This window comes from Neobacillus sp. BP17, assembly GCF_059579525.1.
In genome coordinates, this window is record NZ_CM184198.1 from 935,357 (window position 1) to 958,001 (window position 22,645).

The 22,645-nt window shown below is 38.5% G+C and carries 19 protein-coding genes; 15 read left to right on the forward strand and 4 right to left on the reverse strand.

The window, feature by feature from the left end; all coding sequences use genetic code 11:
• The first annotated feature begins 137 nt into the window (after positions 1–137).
• The 3 genes from AC4QJR_RS04470 to AC4QJR_RS04480 all read left to right on the forward strand — a co-directional run bounded on the left by AC4QJR_RS04470 (position 138) and on the right by AC4QJR_RS04480 (position 2,483).
• Entirely contained in the window at positions 138–1,538 is a 1,401-nt protein-coding gene (locus AC4QJR_RS04470; protein ID WP_496525437.1) for a hypothetical protein, read from the forward strand.
• Positions 1,539–1,559: 21 nt separating this feature from the next.
• Positions 1,560–1,946, forward strand: a complete 387-nt coding sequence (locus AC4QJR_RS04475; RefSeq protein ID WP_496525438.1) for a VOC family protein — start codon at positions 1,560–1,562, stop codon at positions 1,944–1,946.
• A gap of 144 nt (positions 1,947–2,090) precedes the next feature.
• Entirely contained in the window at positions 2,091–2,483 is a 393-nt protein-coding gene (locus tag AC4QJR_RS04480; protein WP_251459401.1) for a globin domain-containing protein, read from the forward strand.
• A gap of 45 nt (positions 2,484–2,528) precedes the next feature.
• On the opposite strand, the gene AC4QJR_RS04485 is transcribed toward AC4QJR_RS04480, so the two are convergent.
• From AC4QJR_RS04485 to AC4QJR_RS04495, 3 genes are all read right to left on the reverse strand, one after another.
• Positions 2,529–3,824 (reverse strand): ABC transporter substrate-binding protein, encoded by a 1,296-nt coding sequence (locus AC4QJR_RS04485; protein WP_496525439.1) that lies wholly within the window; start codon positions 3,822–3,824, stop codon positions 2,529–2,531.
• A gap of 90 nt (positions 3,825–3,914) precedes the next feature.
• The gene (locus AC4QJR_RS04490; protein WP_496525440.1) at positions 3,915–4,742 is read right to left on the reverse strand and encodes a carbohydrate ABC transporter permease; all 828 of its coding nucleotides are present in this window, start codon (positions 4,740–4,742) and stop codon (positions 3,915–3,917) included.
• Positions 4,742–5,710: a carbohydrate ABC transporter permease gene (locus AC4QJR_RS04495; protein WP_098575843.1), complete on the reverse strand. Its 969-nt coding sequence runs from the start codon at positions 5,708–5,710 to the stop codon at positions 4,742–4,744. The genes AC4QJR_RS04490 and AC4QJR_RS04495 overlap by 1 nt, the downstream gene beginning before the upstream one ends.
• Positions 5,711–5,908: 198 nt before the next feature.
• Between AC4QJR_RS04495 and AC4QJR_RS04500 the strand changes: the two genes are divergently transcribed.
• Together AC4QJR_RS04500 and AC4QJR_RS04505 are read left to right on the forward strand one after the other, a co-directional pair.
• On the forward strand, positions 5,909–7,735 hold the full coding sequence (locus tag AC4QJR_RS04500) for a sensor histidine kinase (RefSeq protein WP_496525441.1): 1,827 nt from the start codon (positions 5,909–5,911) through the stop codon (positions 7,733–7,735).
• On the forward strand, positions 7,732–9,321 hold the full coding sequence (locus AC4QJR_RS04505; protein ID WP_496525442.1) for a response regulator transcription factor: 1,590 nt from the start codon (positions 7,732–7,734) through the stop codon (positions 9,319–9,321). Before AC4QJR_RS04500 ends, AC4QJR_RS04505 begins: the two co-directional genes overlap by 4 nt.
• 400 nt (positions 9,322–9,721) lie before the next feature.
• Here the strand turns inward: AC4QJR_RS04505 and AC4QJR_RS04510 are convergent, their stop codons facing one another.
• Positions 9,722–10,825: a GerAB/ArcD/ProY family transporter gene (locus AC4QJR_RS04510; RefSeq protein ID WP_496525443.1), complete on the reverse strand. Its 1,104-nt coding sequence runs from the start codon at positions 10,823–10,825 to the stop codon at positions 9,722–9,724.
• A 203-nt stretch (positions 10,826–11,028) separates the two neighbouring features.
• On the opposite strand from AC4QJR_RS04510, the gene AC4QJR_RS04515 reads away from it, so the two are divergent.
• The 10 genes from AC4QJR_RS04515 (at position 11,029) to AC4QJR_RS04560 (ending at position 22,563) form a co-directional block, all read left to right on the forward strand.
• Positions 11,029–12,630, forward strand: coding sequence for a spore germination protein (locus AC4QJR_RS04515; RefSeq protein WP_496525444.1), 1,602 nt, complete (start codon positions 11,029–11,031; stop codon positions 12,628–12,630).
• Between the two features lie 26 nt (positions 12,631–12,656).
• Positions 12,657–13,829, forward strand: a complete 1,173-nt coding sequence (locus AC4QJR_RS04520; protein WP_496525445.1) for a Ger(x)C family spore germination protein — start codon at positions 12,657–12,659, stop codon at positions 13,827–13,829.
• Between the two features lie 267 nt (positions 13,830–14,096).
• Entirely contained in the window at positions 14,097–15,071 is a 975-nt protein-coding gene (locus AC4QJR_RS04525; protein ID WP_496526620.1) for a LacI family DNA-binding transcriptional regulator, read from the forward strand.
• Between the two features lie 301 nt (positions 15,072–15,372).
• On the forward strand, positions 15,373–16,329 hold the full coding sequence (locus AC4QJR_RS04530) for an ABC transporter permease (protein ID WP_496525446.1): 957 nt from the start codon (positions 15,373–15,375) through the stop codon (positions 16,327–16,329).
• A 17-nt stretch (positions 16,330–16,346) separates the two neighbouring features.
• Positions 16,347–17,261, forward strand: a complete 915-nt coding sequence (locus AC4QJR_RS04535) for a carbohydrate ABC transporter permease (protein WP_496525447.1) — start codon at positions 16,347–16,349, stop codon at positions 17,259–17,261.
• A gap of 84 nt (positions 17,262–17,345) precedes the next feature.
• Positions 17,346–18,986, forward strand: a complete 1,641-nt coding sequence (locus AC4QJR_RS04540; RefSeq protein WP_496525448.1) for an ABC transporter substrate-binding protein — start codon at positions 17,346–17,348, stop codon at positions 18,984–18,986.
• A gap of 68 nt (positions 18,987–19,054) precedes the next feature.
• Positions 19,055–20,032, forward strand: a complete 978-nt coding sequence (locus AC4QJR_RS04545; protein ID WP_496525449.1) for a PfkB family carbohydrate kinase — start codon at positions 19,055–19,057, stop codon at positions 20,030–20,032.
• Positions 20,033–20,131: 99 nt separating this feature from the next.
• Positions 20,132–20,380, forward strand: a complete 249-nt coding sequence (locus tag AC4QJR_RS04550; RefSeq protein WP_496525450.1) for a Spo0E family sporulation regulatory protein-aspartic acid phosphatase — start codon at positions 20,132–20,134, stop codon at positions 20,378–20,380.
• Positions 20,381–20,424: 44 nt separating this feature from the next.
• A complete protein-coding gene (locus tag AC4QJR_RS04555; RefSeq protein WP_496525451.1) occupies positions 20,425–21,921 on the forward strand; it encodes a glycoside hydrolase family 32 protein in 1,497 nt (498 codons plus the stop codon).
• Positions 21,922–21,954: 33 nt separating this feature from the next.
• The gene (locus tag AC4QJR_RS04560) at positions 21,955–22,563 is read left to right on the forward strand and encodes a YesL family protein (RefSeq protein WP_496525452.1); all 609 of its coding nucleotides are present in this window, start codon (positions 21,955–21,957) and stop codon (positions 22,561–22,563) included.
• The last annotated feature ends 82 nt before the right edge of the window (positions 22,564–22,645 follow it).

Sequence of the window (22,645 nt, forward strand, 5' to 3'; positions counted from 1 at the left end):
TTTTAATTGAATCATAGCAAAGGGGAAAATTCTGACCGATTATAAACAAAAGTGGACCTCAGTAGAAGCGATGTTATCGGCCCGCCAAACCGAAAAATGTTACAATTAGAATAAATTATTATCATGGGGGGGAAATCATGAGTCCATCTAATCCGAACACTACCTCACAGTCGAGCGAAATCGATTTAATTACCGTCCTATCAAATCAAAACAAAGAAGAACTAATTAAGATTATTCTTGTCCTGTCAGAAGATTATCCCGAAATTGAAAAACAGTTACTATTTAAATACACTCCTCATAAAGACGAAATTTCATCCGCGAAAAAACTTATTTCTGCATCAATTAATGGGGCAAAAAGAAAAGGGTTTATCGATTGGCGTCATGTTGGTCCTGCATTACAAGGTGCAGAATTGAGCCTCCAAAAAGCGCGGCATAAAGTAGAAAACGGTGAATACGAGAGTGCGATTTTATTATCACTTGTTGTCATGCAGCCAGTTGTAAAAATGCTCAATTTTGCTGATGATTCAAATGGTTCGATCGGTGATGTTATGAATTGGGCGATTCGAACAATTGACGATGTGGTGATTGCCAGTCTGCCCGTGTTGAATGAAAAAGAGAAGAAAGGTCTTTTTGAGGCGATCATGAAAGAAGCCGGAAAAGTACATTATGATGGCTGGAGTGATTGGCGATATGCATTATTGAAAATTTGCACCTACTATTCTCCTATGAAAGATTTGAGAAAAAAGTTAGAAAAACAGTTGGAAACCCTCCTTGAGAAGACTGAAGCTTCTTGGAGTGACAGATATGAAAAAACACAAATAAAATTACTTCAGCTTGAAATCATTGAACGATGTGATGGGGCAGCCGCTGCGGGAGAATTTATCTATAAAAATATAAAATCTAGCGAATTCCGTGAAAAGGCAATTGTTAATGAACTAGGAAAAGGTGATTTCAAAAAAGTAATTCAACTTTGTTTGGATGGAGAAGAAGCGGATAAAGAATATCGAGGACTTGTCCATAAGTGGCGGGAATACCGATACCAAGCCTATGAATTGCTTGGAGATATTGAACAACAAAAACAATTGGCGAGCAAACTGTTATTCAAAGGTGAATTTACATATTACATAAAACTAAAAGAACTATATACAACAAGTGAATGGGAGGGCGTTTTGAAAAAAACTGTCGCTGAATTTAAAAAAATGGATTATCAGCCCTCAGCATACCTTTCTATTTTACAAGAGGAGAAATTGACTGATGAACTTTTAATTTATTGCCAAAAAAATATTCGAACTATTACAGAACTGTATCCATATATAATTAAGGATTATTTAGAAGAAGTAATTGCCTTGTTTATTAAGTACATTGAGAATGAAGCTGAAGAGGCTACGGATCGAAAAAAATATCGTAAGGTTTGTTCCATCATAAAAACCTACAAAAATGCCTGTGGAACGATTCAGTCGCATAAGCTAATTGGGGAATTAAGAGAAAAGTATATGCGCCGGCCTGCGTTCATAGAGGAGCTAGGGAAAATTAGATAAGCCGACAAGGAGATTGAAACAATGCTGCACCATATAGAAATTAATGTTTCCAATCTAAGCAAAACGATCGAATTTTGGCAGTGGTTTTTCACGGAGTTAGGATATCAACCATATCAAAAATGGGAGTCGGGTATCAGCTGGAAAGATGGAGAAACCTATCTTGTTTTTGTACAAGCTGAAGAACGATTTTTGGATGTCTCGTACCATCGTTCACGAGTTGGGCTCAATCATTTAGCTTTTCATGCGGAATCAAGAAAACAAGTCGATCAAATAACAATGCAATTAAAAGAAAAAGGGGTCCATATTCTTTATCAGGATAAACATCCATTTGCCGGTGGAGATACTCATTACGCTGTTTTTTTCGAAGATCCAGATCGAATTAAAGTGGAATTGGTCGCTCCATTCTAGCAGTTTCGGTCTGACCCTTCTACATTAAGATTGGAAACTTTTGTATTTCGCTATTTATAGTGATTTACATCACAAAACACCATCCCTTTTAACATTATAATAATCAAAAACAGAGGGAAAATTAATAGTGGATGGTGACGAAAAGTGGATTACAATTTTAAGTCGATCTATGATGAAATAGGCGGGCAAGAAACAATAGATAAATTGGTCAATGCTTTTTATCCGCGTGTATATGCCGACCCAGAACTAAGACCATTGTTTGAAGGGGATATGGAAGAAATAAAGCGTAAACAGCGGATGTTTTTGCCGCAATTCTTAGGGGGTCCTGCCCTTTATAGTCAGGAATTTGGACCGCCTGCCATGAGACATCGACATCTGCCATTTGAAGTAACGCCTAGAAGGGCAAAATGCTGGCTTCGCTGCATGAAAGAAGCATTTGAAGAAATTGGACTTGATCAACAACCTGCCGGGCTTGCGTTTTATGACCGGTTAACGCAAGTGGCTGGAATTATGGTCAATAGCCCGGATCGTGAATAATCAAAAGGCTCTTCTCAGATAGAGAGGAGCCTTTTGAATGAAATTCTATTTCTTTAACTTAGCCCAAGTTGCATCTAAAGCTTTTTCTGTTTCGGCTTTCGATTTTTGGCCGCCAACATACGCTTGAAGAGTAGCTCCAAATTCTTGGCCTGCACCATCCGGATATTTCATGAACTGCCAAGAGTAGGTTTTGCCTTCTTGTGAATATTTTTGAAGTTCTGCACCTAGAGGTCCAATATCTTCCGCTTTTGCTTCAATTGTTTTAAAAGCAGGGATGTACTTGAACTCCTTAACTAGAGCTGTTTTCCCTTCTTCAGAGGTAACCATCCAGTTTAAGAAATCTTTTGCTGCTTTTTTATCCGCTTCAGGAGCTTTGTTATGAACTACCCAGTTCGTTGGAACGTCAACCATTAATTTATCTGCCTGTGCAGCATCATCCGTAAGTGCCAATGGAATAAAGCCAACTTCCATGCCTGGATTTAGTTTATCAAGCATTGGTTGAATCCAGTTACCTTGCTGAATCATTGCCGTTTCACCGTTGGCAAATTGGGTTACTTCCGTGTTGTAGTCTGTTGTTAAAGGATTTTTGTTGCCATATTTGATCGTTAAGTCAACAAGCTTGAAGTAGTCATTGAAGTATTTATTGCCTTCGATTTTCGCTGACCCTTCGTTTAAACCTTGGATGTAGTTCTCGTCATCTGCTTGTTGGTAAGCAAATGGTACGTTTAGACCATGGTTTGCTAAAACCCACCATTCCGCATAGCCGACAGAGAAAGGAGTAATACCGGCAGCTTTTAATTTTTTCGATGCTGCTTCTAATTCCGTAAATGTTTTTGGCAGTTCTGTAATGCCGGCTTTTGCAAATAGTTTCTTATTGTAAGCAAAGCCATAGCCTTCCATATTAACTGGCTGTCCGTAGATTTTTCCATCGATTGTCATTGGCTTTAAGGCATTTTCATAGGCATCTTTTACCCACGGCTGATCGGATAAATCCTCGAATTTATCTTTCCATGTTTGAGCCTCTTGATAACCGCCATTGCCAAAGATATCAGGAGCCTTGTTGGAAGCAAACTTAGCTTTTAATGCTGCAGATCCATCTGCACCGCCACCGACGGTTTCAATATTAAAAGTAACGTCGGGATGTTCTTTTGAATATTGATCTGTTAACGCTTTCAATTGGTCGGCAATTTCAACCTTTCCATTAAAAAGATCGACCACTACTTTGCCGTCTTTCCCGCCACTTTTTTTATCAGTAGATGCACTGTCGCTAGAACAAGCTGTTGCTAATAGTAGTGAAGCGGATAGAACACCTGCAAGTAAAGAATACTTTTTGATCCCCATTAAAATTCCCTCCTGGTATATAAATCTATTTTATATTTGTCTCTGCTATCTGTCATGCAGACAGCAGAGGTTGTTCCTATGGTAAATTTTCTACTTGATAGAGCCACTAGTAATTCCTTTAATAATGTGTTTTTGCATCGCAAAAAAGAAGATTAATAATGGAATAATGCCCATGACTAAGGCAGCTAATGCCAAATCCCATTGCTTTGTATACTGTCCAAAGAAGGAGAACGTTGCTAAAGGAATCGTTTTTAATTCCGGATCCTGAAGCACAAGTGATGGTAATAAGAAGTCATTCCAAATCCATAAGCTATTTAAAATCACAATGGTCACTGTAATTGGTTTTAATAATGGAAAGACAATTCTCCAAAATACGCCAAACCTTGAACAGCCATCGATGATAGCTGCCTCTTCCAGTTCAACTGGAATCCCTTTAATAAATCCGTGATACAAGAAAATGGTCATCCCTGAGCCAAAGCCTAGATACATGATGACAAGGCCCCATACGCTATTTAAAAGTCCAAAAGTACTGGCTGTTTTGATAAGCGGAATCATGATCGATTGAAACGGAATGATCATCGCTGCCACAAATATCATGAAAATCACATGGCTAATTTTCTTCCTTGTTCGAACCAGCATATAGGCTGCCATCGAACAAAAGATGACAAGAACTATATTACTGACAACAGTAACAATTAAAGAGTTTGAAAATACTTTAAGATAGTTCAATTTTTCGAAAGCACTCACATAGTTCTGAAGCTCCAGAACCTTCGGCAAGGCTGAGGTGTTAGATAAAATATCTGCGAAAGGTTTCAAGGAGTTTGAAATCACATAATAGAAAGGGACTAAAAAGGCTAGACCAAGCAGGATGGCAAGAATCTCCATTATAAAAGTTTTTCCTGTATACCTGTTTCCCATTAGGACTCGACCTCCTTTTTCTTCGAATACGTCACTTGAATGATGGAAATGGCTGCGACGACAAGGAAGAATATCAGTGCTTTTGCCTCGCCAATTCCGTAACGGTTATTCACAAAGGCTTCTGTATAAATGTTTAGTGCTAACATTTCAGTAGACTTAAAAGGACCGCCATTTGTCAATGACAGGTTTGCATCAAAGACTTTAAAGGATGATGCAGTAGTTAAAAATAAACAGATAGTAACCGCCGGTGCAACGAGTGGCATGGTTATGTGGCGAAGAATCTGCCATCTATTAGCTCCGTCTATTTTCGCTGCTTCAATTAATTCTTGAGGAACGTTTTGCAGTGCAGCGATATAGATAATCATAATATAGCCTGCACCTTGCCAAACACTGACAATCACAATTCCCCAGAACGCGGTATTCGCATCTCCTAACCAAGCCATTTCAAAAAGGGGAATCTTTGTTAACTGTCCAATCGATGCAAAACCCTTTACAAAAATGAACTGCCAGATAAAGCCTAATAAAAGGCCGCCGATCAAGTTTGGCATGAAGAAAACGGTTCGTAAGATATTTCTTGTTTTTAGCATTTGTGTGACAAGTAATGCTAATCCAAACCCAATTACATTTGTTAAAAGGATCGCAACAACCGTATATTTCGTGGTAAGTTTGAAGGAATCTTGGAATTGCTTGTCCTCGGTAAAGATGTACTTAAAGTTGTCCAAGCCCACCCATTTGACCGCTCCCGTGATCCCGTTCCAGTCTGTAAAGGCATAATAAATACCTGTAAAAAAAGGAATCAGAACAATCAGGGTAAAAGCTAGCAAAACTGGTCCCACAAATAGTGCAAATAATCCTGCATCTTTCAGTTTCTTGTGTTTATTTAAGGAAACTGACTTCGAAACCGCTGCGCTTCTGTGAACTTCTAAGACGGGGGTTTCTACTTTTTCCAACTTACTTTGGCTATTCATAACCTGCACCTCCATAATTACATTTTAGAGAATCTAGAAAATTATGAAACGGCTTACATTGACCAGTAGGGTGGAATATATTGAACAGTCCAAATAGATGACAAGTCAATAAATGCCATAGGAATGGATAGGGAATGTTGTTACAATAGAGAAAATTCATTAAGTGGAGGAAGGTTGGTTCATTGGTAACTAACCAAGATGTCTATGCAATGGGGTATCCGTAAAAAGTTGATTATATTTTTAATGCTTGTAACAGTCCTGCCTTTTGGAAGCTCAATCGCGATTACATATTATCAAACAACAACCTCTCTCAATAAACGTTTTGTTTCGACCAATCATGACCTAATTGTCAAAGGGGAGGAAGAACTTACGGTCTATCTAGAAGATGTCGCTCAGATGTCGTCCGTACTTTATCGATATACACCCTTTATGAATGTGATGAGGGATGGTCTTTCAGAGAATTTAAATAACAAACAGGAAGAAGTTCGCCGTGCTCTTGCTTATTTATTTAATACCCGGCCAGAGATTGAACAAATGCATCTCTATATTGATATAGGAAAAGATTCGTATACGAATTATCATTCAAGAATAAGCGGAAGAGGTAAATATGAAAGTATTTTGTCGCATCCCTATTATTCCAAGCTAACTCGCTATGACGGCTTTTCACTCATCGAACCACCACATGAAATGTACAGCTATAACAATATTTCCGTCATACCAAACTCGGAAAAGAAAAATGTCCTTAGCTTTCATAACATCCTTCGTGACGTTCCTTCTGATAAGATGTTAGGATTTTTGTCGATTGATATTAATCTTTCAAAAATAAGTGCGATTGCTGGTCGATTATTTACAAAGAATATGGAAGACTTGTATATTATGGATGAAAATGGGGCGATTATCTATTCCTCCAATGAAACGATGATTGGCAAGGAAAATAAGGAAAAGTGGTTTGAGTTTGTAAAGAAGGAGCCTGTCTCTAGTAAAAGTACGGAATGGAAGGATCAGCAATTCAATGGTGTGATTGTCTATGATAAGTTCTCCGCTCCTTATAAGAATTGGTATATTGTTAAACGGATTCCCTACCGTGTTCTCTATCAAAGTGCTAGGGAAACAGCGCTAATTAATATTGTCATTGGGATTGTGACGCTCGTATTTGTATTCATCGCTACGATGTTTGTTTCTTTTAAGATTACAGCACCGATTAAAGTATTAATAGATAACATGAAAAAGGTTGAACAAGGTATATTTGAGGCGGACTTTGACTCGTTAGGTAACGATGAAATGGGGATGTTGGGAAGACATTTCAAATTAATGATCGCTAAAATCAATGATTTAATCGAGAGAGAATATAAACTCGCGATTGAAAACAACGAATCACAACTGAGAGTATTACGTTCGCAGATTAACCCGCATTTCTTATATAATGCCCTTCAATCGATTGGGACCTTAGCGTTAAAATCTAAGGCTGCTCCTGTTTATTCATTACTCACTTCATTATCGAAAATCATGCGATACAGCATGGATATGAAGGAAGATATTGTCCCGGTTCATTCGGAGGTAATGCATGTAAAAGCATATTTATTATTACAAAAACAACGTTTTGATGAGCAGTTTGAATTTGATTTAACTATTTCAAAGGAAGTCCAAGAAATACACATTCCGAAAATGATCTTGCAGCCTATTGTAGAAAATTCCTTTAAGCATGGATTTGACCAGCAAATCGATAACGCATCCATTCAAATTGACGGTCAGCTGCAAGAGGACGGGATGGTTTGCATTACGGTCAGAGATAATGGAATAGGCGTAAGCGGTCAACAGTTGGAACGAATCAGGCAGGAATTATTAAATGGTGCAATAAGAGAAAGTGAACAAAGAGAAACGATTGGGTTAAAAAATATTTATGACCGCTTACAAATTTATTACAATAATCAAGCACATATGTCGATTCATAGTATTGAAGGATACGGATTTACGGTTACCGTTCAATTTCCAAAGGCTATCCAAAAAGAGGTGGAGCATTCATGAAAGCATTAATCGTTGATGATGAAAAGCACGTTCGTGAAGGAATTAAGATACTAGGTGAGTGGGAACAAAATGGGATTAGTGAAATTTATGAAGCAGGAAATGGTGAGGAAGCCATTCATCTCATCCAAAAATATAAGCCAGAGATTATTTTTTCAGATATGAAAATGCCAAAAATGGATGGCGTCTTGCTGCTAGAATGGATCAAAGAAAATCAGTCTACCAGCAAAACCATCGTTGTGACAGGTTATGATGATTATCATTACATGCGTAAAGCGATTCATTTCGGCAGTTCTGACTACCTCCTAAAGCCGATTGATCCCGAAATCTTAAATCATACCTTGGAAACCGCCGTGCATGAATGGAAAAAAGAAGCCTTAGAGCGTGCCCGAAAAGAGAGCAGCACACAATTAATCAATGAAATGAAGCCTGTTTATCGAGACCGAAAGCTTACCAAACTGATGAATAGTGATAATCTGAATGGCGATTTATATGAGAGCTTCGGAATTCAACCGTCTGATAACTATCAAGTGGCTCTTGTCCGGATTAATGGCAAGACCATGGAGGTATTTCAAGGAGATCGTGATTTAGCGTACTATACGATTCTCAATGTCATAAATGAAATCATGCTGGAAAATGAATCAGGAATTGGATTTCGATATTTATCCAGTAAAGGCGAAGTGATAATTATCTTCTGGAAAAAGTTTGCGGAAATTGGAAAAATATTAAATCGAATCTATAAGACTCTTAAAAGTACGATGAATATCTCTTGTCCGATTACTTTAGGGAAACTAGTGAGTAAGAACGCCAGATTAATGGATTCCTATCTTCATGCCAAACAGATATTTTCTTATTCAAATATTTTAGATAAAGTGGCAAATCGAATCTATGTGAACGAAACCCCGGCTAACCATGCATTAAGGAATCTTATGGACTATTCTGCCAGCATCGATTTGGCTGTACAAGTCGGTAAAATGGAGGCATTTGATGAAGTAATTCATCAAATAACTACGGATATTACGGCAAAAAACTATTTATCCATAAAACAGCTGCTCCATGTTGAAAATGAATATTTAGTCATCAGCAATAGATGGTTTAAACATTATCATCTTCCTAATGTAGCAATAGAGGATATCCAAAAACGGCTGGATTTATTTTTCGATGAAAACGGTTCCTTCATGTTAGAAGAATACATTAAGAGAAAGAAACGAGAGATTGCTATCTTTTTGAAAAAGGTTAATAAAAGCACCCTTCATAAAAATAGCAACATCATTTATGAAATTGAAAAATACCTGCAGGCAAACTTCGATCGCGAGGTAAAACTGCAAGAGATTTCCGATCATTTTTATATTAGCCGAGAGTATATCTCGAGAAAATTCAAACAAGAATTTAATGTGAATATCTCCGATTATATTGTTAAATTTCGAATGAAAAAGGCGAAATCGTTATTAAAAAACAGCCAGCTAAAAATCTATGAAATAGCGAATATGATCGGCTACCAAGACGACAAATATTTTCGAAAAGTATTTAAAAAGGTTGAGGGGATTACCCCGAATGAATACCGTGAAGCCTATCTGAAACAGAAATGATCAGTGCCGAAAATCCGGCTTTGAACTGCACCCCAAATTTTAGACACAGTCTAAAATTTGGAGGTGTTTTTCTTTTGGAAAAAGCAAAAAGAACGACATTTTTGTAAATTAAGTAATGCTCATTCACCTATGCTTTTTTACATTACTTTAATAATGTCTATATGCTATTTACATAGTGACTTAACATTTTTCTAATACAATTTTCTATGAAGCAGGGTGAGCCAAAAATATATATTGGTTTGATCTATCTACTTTTCTTTCTTACCCATGTAATGATACATAAAATAATAGACAGAGAAAAAAGGAATATGTAGAGTATCCAAGGATATTCAACGATTACTTCGGACTGCCAAGGCCAAAGAAATTTTTCCATTTTCAAATTCAACTCCTATTCATACTATTATCCACTTTTCTCCATTTTAGTGTTAGATATTTTCTTGCGAACCAGTACTAGGATCAATAGCACACCAGGAAGGATCAGATAAAGTATTAATCCAGGATTCCCAAGGTATGTTGAAGAAAACCAATGTTCTGATGTACTTCTGGACATTGTTAAGCCTAATAAGAAGACAACGGCTCCAATAGGAAAAACGAGTAATCTGTTGTCGCGAAGGGACAACAATTGCTGTATTCCCCGAATGGCTCCATACATTTGTAGTGTCACTTTAAAAAAGGCGGTTCCCATAAAATACAAAATTCCTAATGCATCCAGGTTTTCGAGAAAGTCCGCAATAGAGATGACTTTGACTAATCGGTATAAGGGGTACCTGCTCGTTGAAAAAGTGCCTTCGCCAAAGACAAGAATCGCCAGTGCGTCGAAACAGGAAAGGAGAATTCCGTATATAATGGATGCTAAAAGAGTCGTTTTAATTATGCGTTTTGAAGGTGAACATAATGTCCAGATCATCGCAAACTCAATGGTCTCCCCAAATGATTGTTGGATACCGCTAGGCCATACTGCTTTCCAAATACGCCCCCATCCTTCCCCCAAAACGGGCTGCAATCGCTTGATATCGGTTATATCAGAGGCATATATTAAGATGATCTCAATCAAAAACAACACTAAAATGACGGGTAATATTATTTCTGCCAGCCGGGCTAGAACCTCAATTCCACTAAACAACGCATATGTGATGGCAATCATAAATATGCCTAGTATGACCCAATTAGGCGTACCAGGCAAAATGGTCGTTGGGATGAGATCCTTTATATCACCCAGCGTACGACCCGCGTTATATAAAAAATGAAGGCAGTAAAACCAAGCAATGGGGGTTCCCAGCCAAAATCCAAACTGGGCAGGAAACCATTCAACTAGAGTCAACCCTGGCTGAAGACGCATTAAGATCAGATACATTAAGATGAGACATGTCCCGATTCCAGTAGATATCAAGGAAGACAGCCAAGCATCTCTTCCAGCGGCTGATGCAAATCCAAATATCACCGAAGTACCAATTTGAAACAATAAGGTAAGCATAAATAATTGGCCCGTTGAGATTCTCTCCATGGTTTTGCCACCCCCTGACCCATTTTTTTTAATAGAAAGTATAACTGTCCTATCAGGCATAAATGAAACTACGCCCCTGTCTTCGCTTTTAGGTCTCGCCATTCAGCTAGTTTCTATCTAGTATTACCATAAACAAAATTTAGTAATTTATTTAATAACTGGTTAAAATAAGAAAAAAATTTTTAGTAAAGGGGGGTGAAGAGATGAAGATATTGCGATGGTTAGATAAGAAGGTCTTAAAAACGAATCAAAATTATGATCATCGGTTATTTTACCAGGCGGATGATTTACAATCCAATCAGCTTAAAGGTCATTTTCAGGATGAATTAAAGCAATTGAAAATGATTTTTGAACGATCTTCCGATATTGTGTACCGTGAATTTAAGTTAGGCGGGATACAAAAAGGAGGGCTTATTTTTTTAGATGGCATGGTGGATATCCAGACGATTGATTCTGACGTGATGAAACCCCTTTTGGATTTAGGGAAGAGGACATCTCTTTCCACAACAATCCCCCTAAAAGAAATGGAGACTTTTCTGCGGGATCAAGTCATCTATGTTTCACAGGTGAGTATAGGACAGACGATGAAGGAAGTCGTGGATCATATTTTGAATGGGGGAACGGTTTTATTATTGGAGGGAGTAGAGCAAGCCCTATTTATTAGCGCCCAAGCATGGGAAATGAGATCAGTTGAAGAACCCTCTACGGAAGCGGTGATCCGCGGTCCTAGAGAAGGATTTACAGAGAACCTTAGAACCAACACCAGTTTAATTCGCAGAAGGTTAAAAACCCCTCAGCTTAAAATGGAAGAGATGACTGTCGGACGGTTATCTAATACCAAAATCGCAATTACTTATCTAGAGGGAATTGCAGAGCAAGCTCTTGTTGCAGAGGTAAAGGAAAGGATAGGGCAAATTGACATCGATGCCATTTTAGAAAGTAATTATATCGAAGAACTCATTCAGGACAACCCCTATTCTGTTTTCCCCCAAGTGAACAATACCGAACGACCGGATAAAGTAGCGGCTTATTTATTGGAAGGGAAAATAGGCATTCTGGTTGATAATACGCCCTTTGCTCTCCTTGTACCTGTTTCGTTTTATGAAATGCTCCAATCGAGTGAGGATTACTATCAGCATTTTATGGTTTCGACGGTAATCCGATGGCTTCGCTTTTTTATGTTGGCAAGCGCCTTGCTTTTGCCCTCTCTTTATATTGCGATAACCGCCTTTCATCAGGAAATGCTTCCAACTACCTTATTACTAAGTGTCTCTTCCGGGAGGGAAACGGTTCCTTTCCCAGCCTTTGTCGAAGCCTTAATTATGGAAATATCCTTTGAGGGTTTGCGGGAAGCTGGTGTTCGTCTGCCACGGCCCGTTGGACAGGCAGTCAGTATTGTTGGAGCCCTTGTGATTGGGCAGGCGGCCGTGCAAGCCGGAATTGTATCTGCATCGATGGTCATTATTGTTTCGATTACTGGTATATCTTCCTTTATTTTTCCTGCCTTCAGTCAAGGGATTGCCATTCGTATACTTCGATTTCCCATGATGATCTGTGCAGCGACTTTGGGTTTGTATGGAATCTTAGTGGCAACTTTGATTCTTTTGATCCATATGGTACGGCTTCGCTCTTTCGGTGTCCCTTATTTGTCACCAGTAGCACCTTTGAATTTAACCAGTCTGAAAGATATTTATATTCGAGCACCATGGTGGGGAATGATCAAGCGTTCCGATCAAACCGGGAACAAGAATCAAGAACGGATGAATCATTCCATGCGTCCACGGCCGCCCCATCGAAAGAACTAGAAGAGTCTTGGTTGGAGGGAAACGCTATGAGAAAACGAGGAGTCCTGATTATCAACTACATCTTAATAGTCATACTGACTGGCTGTTGGAGCAGAATTGAGGTCAATGATCTTTCAATCGTAATGGCTACAGCCATCGATAAGATGAATAACGGGAAATACCGTGTCTCGGTTCAGGTAGCGATCCCAAAGCAGCTTGGACCTGTTGGTGCCGGTGGTTCTGGAGGTGGAAATGTAACAACCGTTCTTATTTCGGAGACAGGAGAATCGGTGATGGACGCCATCCAGAGACTTCAAGTAAAATTGCCTCGTCGTATTTTCTTTTCTCATAATCGGAATCTAATCATTGGGGAAAGGGCTGCGAGGGATGGGATTTTTCCGATTCTAGATTTCGTTTCGAGAGTTAGGGAAGCACGTATCCGTAGTTTTATATTGTTTACAAAGGGAGAAGCAGCACCTCTTTTGAAACTGCCTCCTTCCATGGAGCGATATACTTCAGAAACCATTAGGGAGGAGGAGAAATTGGGGATGGTAGTCAGGATTAGGATAAAGGATTTTATTGATATGCTTACAACTGAAGGGATTTCCCCTCTTGGGGCTCAAGTCGCCATTTTACCTGAAGAAAAGGAAGAGAAAAATTCCAAGCAGACTCCCGCCATCGTTGGAACGGCAGTTTTTCATGGAGATAAATTGGCAGGATGGATGAATGATCAGGATACAAAAGGGGTACTGTGGATTCGTAATGAGATAGAAAAAGCTAACCTCACGGTGACGGTACCGAAGGAAAAGGGAGGGGGAAAAATCAGTGTTCAGCTTATGAAAGGACAGTCAAAAGTGAAACCCATTCTTGAGCAGCGCAAGGTTAAGATGAAAGTGAATATTGATGCGGAAGTTGAACTCTTTGAAAATGGTTCGAAATTAGATTTAGGCAACCCTAAAGAGTTGCAATATGTTCAAACCTTGCTGGAAAAGGATGTAAAGAAAAAATGCCAATTAGCTCTTGATAAGGGGCAAAAACAGCTTCATTCCGATATATTTGGGTTTGGCAATGCTCTTTACCGCACCTATCCGAAAGTATGGAAAGAACAGTTTAAAATCCAGTGGATGGAAGAATTTCCAAATCTCGAGGTGAGTATACATCCTCATGTTTCGATCGTCCGCACAGGGCTTAGCATCAAGACACCAGAAATGAAAGATTAAAATGAAGAGGCAGCCAACATGTAAAGACTCCGTTTTGAGACGGATCTTTATTTATGGTTCTGGTGTACTAATGATATCACACTTTCCAATGATGAGGACGGTGTAGCAGAGGCATTAAAAAATACATTCTAGCTTGAAAAAAGAAATCAGAATTTTTTTATAAAAAAGCATTGAAACGTTTCCAAGATGGTGATATTATAGGTGTATGGAACGATGAAACGTTTCCAAAGCGATAATATTATCGCTTTATTACTGGAGGTAGTGGTAGTGCCAAGCATTAAAGATGTTGCAGAACTGGCAGGAGTTGGGGTTGGCACTGTTTCACGAGTCATAAACAATCATCCAACTGTAAAGCCTGAAACCCGGGAGAAAGTGAATGCAGCGATCAAACAATTAAATTATATTCCAAACGAAGTGGCAAGAAATTTTAAAATGCAAAAATCAACAATGGTTGCGCTGGTGATTCCGAGTGTATGGCATCCATTTTTCTCAGAGCTCGCCTATTATATCGAAGATGAGCTTGACCGAGAAGGGTATAAATTGATGCTTTGCAACAGTGGGGGAAGACCTGACAAAGAGCTTTATTATTTAGATATGCTCAATCAGAATAAAGTAGCAGGCATTATTGGAATCACTTACAATGACATCGAAGATAGTGTGAGTACTGATATTCCGATTATCAGCATTGACCGCCATTTTGGAAAAAAAATCACATGCGTAACCTCGGATAACTACACTGGCGGCCGCATTGCCGTAAGAGAGCTTGTGAAAGTGGGAACTAAAAAAGCCGCATATCTTGCAACCTATAGTGATGTTTATAGTGAGGTTGAACTTCGGAAAAAGGGATTTATCGATGAAGCAGAGGCTCAAGGTATCGAATATATCATCTACGAGGAGCTTGGTGCTGTTTTTAATAATGAAAAATATTTCGAAAATTTCTTTAAAATGAAAGAACATCAGGATGTGGACGGGATATTTGCCAATACCGATCTACTTGCCGCCAATTATATCGATAAAGCTAAACAATATGGCTTGCGGACTCCAGAGGATGTAAAAGTAATCGGATATGATGGAATTCAGGATAATAAGCTGTTTCATCCAATTCTATCAACAATCCGGCAGCCAGTTGAGGAAATGGCAAGAATGTCTGTAAAGCTTCTCTTAAGAAAGATTGAAGGTGAAGCACTGGAGCAAGAGATTTATCGAATCCCTGTCATGTACAGAGAGGGCGAAACAACTTAGCTATTATTTGCAATTTTTTTAACTCTTCATTGGAAACGTTTCAATTAAAAAGTTGGAGAATAAGGGTTTATCAAATGCCTCTCGTTACAGAGAGGGAGGAACCTTAGAAATATAATTTTTTTTAACTCCCTTTGGAAACGTTTCAATGAAGAATTCAAGTAAGAGATATATCGAAATACCTATGATGTAAAGAAAGGAAGAAACGGTTTAGATAACACAAAATTTTTTAGCTATTGTTGGAAACGTTTCAATTGGAATGTTAGACAAAACAAAAAAACATTGTTGAAAGTGAGGCAAGAATATGGAAGTGGCAAGGAAGGCAAATCCGATCATCGATTCACCCATTCAAGTAAGAAAAGCATCAAAACTAAAAAAAATCTTGAGTAATTATCAGCTCTATTTATTTCTTTTACCCGCTTTAGTTTATTTTATTGTTTTCCATTATGTCCCGATGTATGGAATATTAATTGCTTTTAAAGATTTTGTTGCAACAAAAGGAATTATGGGAAGTCCGTGGGTTGGATTTAAACATTTTGAGCGATTTTTCGACTCCTATCAATTTTGGAGCCTGATTAAAAATACTCTTGGTCTTAGCGTTATACAACTAATCGTTGGTTTTCCGCTTCCAATTTTCCTAGCTCTCATGATGAACCAAATTAGAAGTGATAAGTACAAACGTTTTGTTCAAACCGTTGTTTATGCGCCGCATTTTATATCAGTAGTTGTTTTAGCGGGTATGATTTATGTCTTCTTTTCAAACAATGGTCTTATTAATAACTTAATCCTGATTTTTGGCGGTGATCCGATTTCGTTTATGGCAAAACCTGATTGGTTTAAACCATTATATATTGCCTCAGGCGTTTGGCAAGAAACCGGATGGGCTGCGATTATATATCTAGCAGCGCTTGCAGGAGTCAGCCCTGAACTGCATGAGGCTGCGGTAATGGATGGAGCAAATAAGTGGCAGCGTATTTTTCATGTTGATATTCCGGCCATTATGCCAACGGCTGTTATTCTATTAATTCTAAACGTTGGTAACATTATGAATATTGGCTTTGAAAAGGCTTACCTGTTACAAACACCAATGAACCAGCCTGCAGCAGAGATTATCCCAACCTATGTTTATAAGATGGGGTTACAGCAGGCGCAATATAGTTTTGCTGCCGCAGTAGGATTGTTTAATTCAGTGATTAACTTAGTTTTATTAGTCTCAGTAAATAAGTTTGCAAAAAAATTATCCGGAACAGGATTATGGTAACGGGAGGTGCAGCATAAATGAGTATATTAGCTTTAAAGAATAAGAGGATGACAAGAAAATCGAAGGAAGATAAGGTCTTTGATATTATTAACTTTTTTCTGGTCGCGATCATCTTACTATTGGTAGTCTATCCATTGTACTTTATTATAATTGCCTCTATCAGTGACCCAAACATGATTTACGAAGGAAAGGTATGGCTATTGCCAAAAGAGCTGACCCTTGAAGGGTATCAGAGAATCTTTGGAGACAGCAAGATTTGGCTGGGCTATAAGAACTCCATCATCTATACGGTGGTTGGTACGATTGTAAACGTTTCTTTTACCTTAATGGCTGCCTATGCATTATCAAGAAAAGATTTATATGGAAGAAATGTGATTATGTTTTTATTCCTCATGACGATGTTTTTCTCAGGCGGATTAATTCCTACATACCTGGTTGTTAAGAATCTTGGTTTGCTTAACACTATGTGGGCGCTAATCCTTCCAAAAGCTGTTGCGGTATGGAACGTCATCGTGGCCAAAACGTTTTTTGAGTCCTCTATTCCTAATGAGTTATTAGAAGCAGCACGAATAGATGGATGCTCGGATGTGAAATTTTTCTGGAAGATTGTCCTTCCTTTATCAAAACCGATTGTGGCTGTTATGGTCCTATTTTATGCAGTGGGGCACTGGAACTCCTATTTTGATGCGTTAATCTATTTGAATAATGAAAACTTATATCCTTTGCAATTAATTTTACGAAATATCTTAATTCAAAATCAGGCCTCGACGATGATGATCAGTGATTTGGACTCCTTAGCAGCAAAACAAAGAGTGTCTGAGCTAATTAAGTACGGTGTGATTATTGTAGCTTCCATTCCGCTTTTAATCGTCTACCCATTTGTTCAGAAGTACTTTGTAAAAGGTGTTATGATTGGCGGAATTAAAGGTTAATAGTAATGATCTGCATTAAGGGGGTGATGGTAGACGTAATTGATTGTTTACCATCCAATTAATATCCTAGAGGGGGAAAAACAAATGATTCGATCAATCAGGAAAAATGTTCAGAAAAACAAGAAAAAGAGCATGGCAATGGCGTTGGTTTTAGGATTAAGTGCTTCATTAGCATTAACTGGCTGCTCAAACAATGATTCAGCTAGTTCCGAAAAAAAAGCAGATGCCGCCTTTCATAAAACAGGGTTACCGATTGTCGACAAACAAGTAACGCTAAACATTGTTTCACCAAAGGCAGCTCTCGCACCCGACTATTCCAAAATGGTGATTTTTGACCGACTTCAAAAAGCAACAAACGTTCAAATTAAATGGAATAATATCCCTGGCGATGGATATCAAGAAAAGAAAAACTTAATGCTGGCAAGTGGCGACCTGCCAGATGCGTTCTATGCGTCAGGCTTTTCAGATAATGATCTTGTGCAAAATGGGCAGAATGGCACCATTATCCCATTAGAGGATTTAATTGACGAATATGCCCCGAATTTAAAAAAGTTATTTGAACAAAGACCAGACTTGAAAAAAGTTGTAACAGCACCGGATGGACATATTTATTCCCTGCCGCGTGCAGAAGAAATGGATTTAATCGGAATGCCTAACATTATGTTCATTAATAAAACATGGTTAGATAAACTGGGTCTGCAAATGCCAACGACATTAGAAGAATATCATGATGTGTTAAAGGCATTTGTCGAAAAGGATGCAAACGGAAACGGTAAGAAAGATGAAATTGGGCTGACTTTCTGGTATAACGGCTGGTGCGGGAATGAAGGAGATTTAATTGGATTATTCGGGCTGCCGGATGCTCCATTTGAAGCCGATCACCGTATCGTCAGAGATGGAAAAGTTATTTATGCAGCGGTTCAGCCGGAATTTAAGGAAGCCATTAAGTATTATAACGGCTGGGTAAAAGAAGGTTTAATTGATCCTGAGGTTGTCACCCAAAAGACAGAGCAGCTTTTTGCAAAAGGGAAAACGCAGAATCCAACACTTGGCTCTTTCATTTGGTGGGAAAATACGGAAGTAGTTGGACCAGATCGAGTGAAAGATTACGTGGTATTACCTCCATTAAAAGGGAAAGATGGCAAAGTTGTCATTGGGCGATCAAACTATTCTGAGTATGGAAGAGATGCCTTTGTGATTACCTCAGCAAACAAGAACCCTGAGATTACGATGCGCTGGGTTGACCAATTATATGAGCCAAAAATGTCAGCACAAATTAACTGGGGCCCAATTGGTGAAATTTACGAGGAAGATGCGAATGGCATGTTAGTGAATAAAGAGCTTCCAGCAGGCGTAGCAATGGGTGAATTACGTCAAAAGGTTGCTCCTGGCGGTCCGTTTGTAGTCTTAAAGGAGCATTTTGGTAAAGTTGTAGACATGGAGCCAAGAGCAAAGGAAAGATTACAAATTCTTGACCAGTATTATAAACCACATATGGTACAAGAAAGCTATCCAGCTATCTTCTTTAGCCCTGAAGAGCTTGAAGTGATTAATACGATTGAGCCTGAAATTAAAGCCTTTGTGAAGCAAAAAGAAGCTCAATGGTTGATCGAGGGAGGAATTCAGAAGGACTGGGATGGGTATGTGAAGCAATTAAATGATATGGGTCTTGATAAATTAATGAAAATTTACCAAAAAGGATTAGACCGCTATAACAACCAATAATTCTGACATAAAGCCAGACCCCGTTGTTGTCTGGCTTTTCTATTAAAAAACAAAATGGGATGATGTACATGTTTGATGTCACGGCTTTAGGAGAGTTATTAATTGATTTTACTCCGTCCGGTCATTCGGAAAAGGGGAATGGTTTATTTGAAACAAACCCTGGCGGAGCGCCGGCCAATGTCCTTGTGGCACTTTCAAGATTAAATAAGAAAACCGCGTTTATCGGAAAAGTGGGCCATGATCAATTTGGCCAGATGCTTAAGGGTGTCTTAGTAGACCAAAAGATTGATACAACCAATCTTTTATTCTCGAAAACTGTCAATACAACCTTGGCCTTTGTTCATTTAGATGAAAAAGGGGATCGTTCTTTTAGCTTTTATCGAAATCCAGGTGCCGATATCATGCTGGAGGAAACTGAAATTAATGAAGATACAATTAAACAATCGCGCATCTTTCATTTTGGTTCCTTATCGTTAACAGATGAACCGGCAGCGTCAGCCACTTTTACTGCATTGGAATATGCCAAAAAGCATAAAGTAACGATTTCCTATGATCCGAATTTGCGAACTCCTTTGTGGAGGTCACTTGATGAAGCAAAGCGGCAGATTTTAAAGGGATTTGAATATGCTGACATCGTTAAAATTTCAGAGGAGGAACTGGAATTTTTAACCGGCTATCGTGATGTCATAAAGGGCACGGAAGTTTTACAGGAACAATTTGGTACAGCTGTAATATTTGTCACGTTAGGGCCAGAAGGCTGTTTTTACCGAAGCATACAAGGATATGCCAGTATAAAAGGGTATCAAGTAAACGTTGTCGATACAACGGGAGCGGGAGATGCCTTTGTTGGCGGTGTATTATATCAAATCCTTGAAAGGAAAAAACCGTTAGCTCATTTAACTGCATCAGAATTTGAAGAAATGGTCACTTTTGCTAATGCAGTTGGTGCCCTAACGACAGAAGGAAAAGGTGGAATTCCTAGTATTCCAACTATCGAGCAAGTTGAAAGGTTTTTAAAAAAAGGCTTTGTTAAAGGAAAGTTTTGATTTTGGGCGGAGGGTAAAAGTCTGTGCTGGTTATATATAGATAGATTAGTTTTTATATATTAACAATATTCGATAAACTGTGGAAAGGAAATAAAATCAATGGGGACTGTATCAGCTTTACGGGAGACTATAGATGAATTTCGCCAGAGTATGTACGAATTAGCAAAGAAGAAGGGCATTTCTGATCCACGTGTAATAAAAATTAGTCAGCAATTAGATGGAAAAATCATCATGTTGCAAAACATCATATACCATTCTCAATCTTTATCAACAGCAAAGACTCTTTATTATGATGAAAACAAGATTGAGCCTAATAGTTTAACTGAAATAATCAACAGCAAACCTTAACAAAGCGTAAAAAAAGGATTCCTGGGAAAGGAAGAGTGTAAGAAATGAATAATAACGTCTTGGAAAAAAAACAGTATTATACAGAAAAGTACCGTCCGCAGTATCACTTCTCACCGGAGCGCCAATGGATGAATGACCCAAATGGGATGGTGTTTTATAACGGGGAATATCACTTATTCTATCAATATCATCCCAATGGAACAACATGGGGTCCCATGCATTGGGGACATGCGGTAAGTAAAGATCTTGTTCACTGGGAACACCTCCCGATTGGTTTGGTACCAGATGAGCATGGAACGATTTTCTCAGGTAGTGCAGTCGTAGATTGGAACGACACAAGCGGTTTCTTTGAAGGGAAATCAGGGTTAGTGGCAATTTTCACCCATGCGGATACATACCCTGATTCTAATCGTCCACGACAAAGGCAGAGTCTTGCCTATAGCAAAGACAATGGGCGTACATGGATAAAATATAAGGGGAACCCTGTTCTGCAAGAAGAAAGTATAACAGATTTTCGTGATCCAAAAGTGTTCTGGCACCGTGAAACAAATCAATGGATCATGGTATTAGCCGCAGGTCAAACCGTTAGAATATACACTTCGAAAAATTTACTATCATGGGAGTTTGCCAGTGAATTTGGAGAAGGACATGGCTCACATCAGGGTGTCTGGGAGTGTCCCGACCTTTTTGAATTAACTGTTGATGGGGATTCCAATCAGAAAAAATGGGTGCTATTTGTCAGCATTGGCAATGATCCAAAATTTGAAGAGGGATCCAGAACGCAATATTTTATTGGCGATTTTGATGGTAAAACATTTTTCAATGATTACAAACCAGAAACGACTCTTTGGATTGATCACGGACGCGATAATTATGCGGGCGTTAGCTGGTCCGATGTTCCAGCTGAGGACGGAAGAAGGATTTATATTGGCTGGATGAGCAACTGGCAATATGCAAATGTTACTCCTACAAAAGAATGGCGAAGTGCGATGACGATTCCTAGAGTACTTGAGCTAAAGAAAACCGACGAAGGGATTCGGCTTGTACAAAAACCAGTTCGTGAGTTACAAGGTATTCGTGATGAAAAAATATTAATTCAAAATGAAGTGGTTGTACCCGGTAAAAATCTTTTAGAAAATGTGAATAGTAACACATTCGAAATCATTGCGGAGTTTGAAATTGGAACCGCAACGGAATTTGGGTTCAAAGTTTGTAAGGGTGCCAATGAAGAAACAATTATTGGATTTGATGTAGAAAACCAAACATTATTTATTGATCGAACTAATTCAGGAGAGGCTGCTTTCCATGAGGCCTTCGCAGGAAAACATGAGTGCTATCTACAACCAGAAAATAATAAGATCACTCTACATGTTTTTGTTGACCAGTCGTCTGTAGAATTGTTTGGAAATAATGGAAAGTCCGTCATAACGGACTTAATCTTCCCAAATCAAGAAAATAAGCAATTGGAGCTCTATGTAAAACATGGAGAAATTAAGTTACACTCGTTAGAGCTTTATTCGTTAAAATCTACTTGGCGATAATGTAGTAAAAAGGTAATAGGGGGAATGAAATTAATGAATGGTTTAAACAACAGATTATTTAATACCTTGGATACAATGGTAGATTTATTTCTTTTAAATTTACTATGGGTCATTACTTCGCTCCCCTTAATAACCTTTTTTCCTGCAACAGCAGCCATGTTTGGCGTTGTCCGCAAACGCATTTTACAACAGGAAACAGAAAGTATTTTTAAAAGCTTTTTAAAAATTTTTAAAGGAAATTTCAAACAAAGCTTTATTATCTCGATTATTTGGTCGGTACTTGCCTGTTTCTTATATTTTGATTATAGGCTTATAGATCCAAGCAGTTCTGTTGGTCACCTCGTTCTGTATATCATCTTAGTCATTGGCATTTTGTTGTTTAGTTCGATCTCCATTTATCTATTTCCGATTATGGTCCATTTTGAACTAAGCTTCAAGCACGTTATTCGAAATGCCTTTCTCTTTTCCCTTATGAACCCGGTCTTAACGATTCTTTTATTGATAATTGTTGGGGCGGGTACTGCTCTTTTCTACTTTTATCCAGCTACGATTTTCATCATAGGCAGTCTCGCAGCATATGCAGTTTATTACTTATGTCAATTATGGTTTAACCAGTTGCTAAACATGAAGGGAACAAACTGAAGATTAAAAATTATTCTAGGGTGCACTTAAACAATACATATTAGCACCCATTCTTATAAGTTGATTTGTAAGCGCCTTCTAA

Bases quoted from the DNA above. Each gene is read 5' to 3' on its own strand.
- AC4QJR_RS04540 (WP_496525448.1), top strand. From the start codon at position 17,346: ATGATTCGATCAATCAGGAAAAATGTTCAGAAAAACAAGAAAAAGAGC.
- AC4QJR_RS04505 (WP_496525442.1), top strand. From the start codon at position 7,732: ATGAAAGCATTAATCGTTGATGATGAAAAGCACGTTCGTGAAGGAATT.
- AC4QJR_RS04490 (WP_496525440.1), bottom strand. From the start codon at position 4,742: ATGGGAAACAGGTATACAGGAAAAACTTTTATAATGGAGATTCTTGCC.
- AC4QJR_RS04550 (WP_496525450.1), top strand. From the start codon at position 20,132: ATGGGGACTGTATCAGCTTTACGGGAGACTATAGATGAATTTCGCCAG.
- AC4QJR_RS04535 (WP_496525447.1), top strand. From the start codon at position 16,347: ATGAGTATATTAGCTTTAAAGAATAAGAGGATGACAAGAAAATCGAAG.
- AC4QJR_RS04515 (WP_496525444.1), top strand. From the start codon at position 11,029: ATGAAGATATTGCGATGGTTAGATAAGAAGGTCTTAAAAACGAATCAA.
- AC4QJR_RS04510 (WP_496525443.1), bottom strand. From the start codon at position 10,825: ATGGAGAGAATCTCAACGGGCCAATTATTTATGCTTACCTTATTGTTT.
- AC4QJR_RS04475 (WP_496525438.1), top strand. From the start codon at position 1,560: ATGCTGCACCATATAGAAATTAATGTTTCCAATCTAAGCAAAACGATC.
- AC4QJR_RS04530 (WP_496525446.1), top strand. From the start codon at position 15,373: ATGGAAGTGGCAAGGAAGGCAAATCCGATCATCGATTCACCCATTCAA.
- AC4QJR_RS04495 (WP_098575843.1), bottom strand. From the start codon at position 5,710: ATGAATAGCCAAAGTAAGTTGGAAAAAGTAGAAACCCCCGTCTTAGAA.
- AC4QJR_RS04500 (WP_496525441.1), top strand. From the start codon at position 5,909: ATGTCTATGCAATGGGGTATCCGTAAAAAGTTGATTATATTTTTAATG.
- AC4QJR_RS04545 (WP_496525449.1), top strand. From the start codon at position 19,055: ATGTTTGATGTCACGGCTTTAGGAGAGTTATTAATTGATTTTACTCCG.
- AC4QJR_RS04560 (WP_496525452.1), top strand. From the start codon at position 21,955: ATGAATGGTTTAAACAACAGATTATTTAATACCTTGGATACAATGGTA.
- AC4QJR_RS04485 (WP_496525439.1), bottom strand. From the start codon at position 3,824: ATGGGGATCAAAAAGTATTCTTTACTTGCAGGTGTTCTATCCGCTTCA.
- AC4QJR_RS04555 (WP_496525451.1), top strand. From the start codon at position 20,425: ATGAATAATAACGTCTTGGAAAAAAAACAGTATTATACAGAAAAGTAC.
- AC4QJR_RS04520 (WP_496525445.1), top strand. From the start codon at position 12,657: ATGAGAAAACGAGGAGTCCTGATTATCAACTACATCTTAATAGTCATA.
- AC4QJR_RS04470 (WP_496525437.1), top strand. From the start codon at position 138: ATGAGTCCATCTAATCCGAACACTACCTCACAGTCGAGCGAAATCGAT.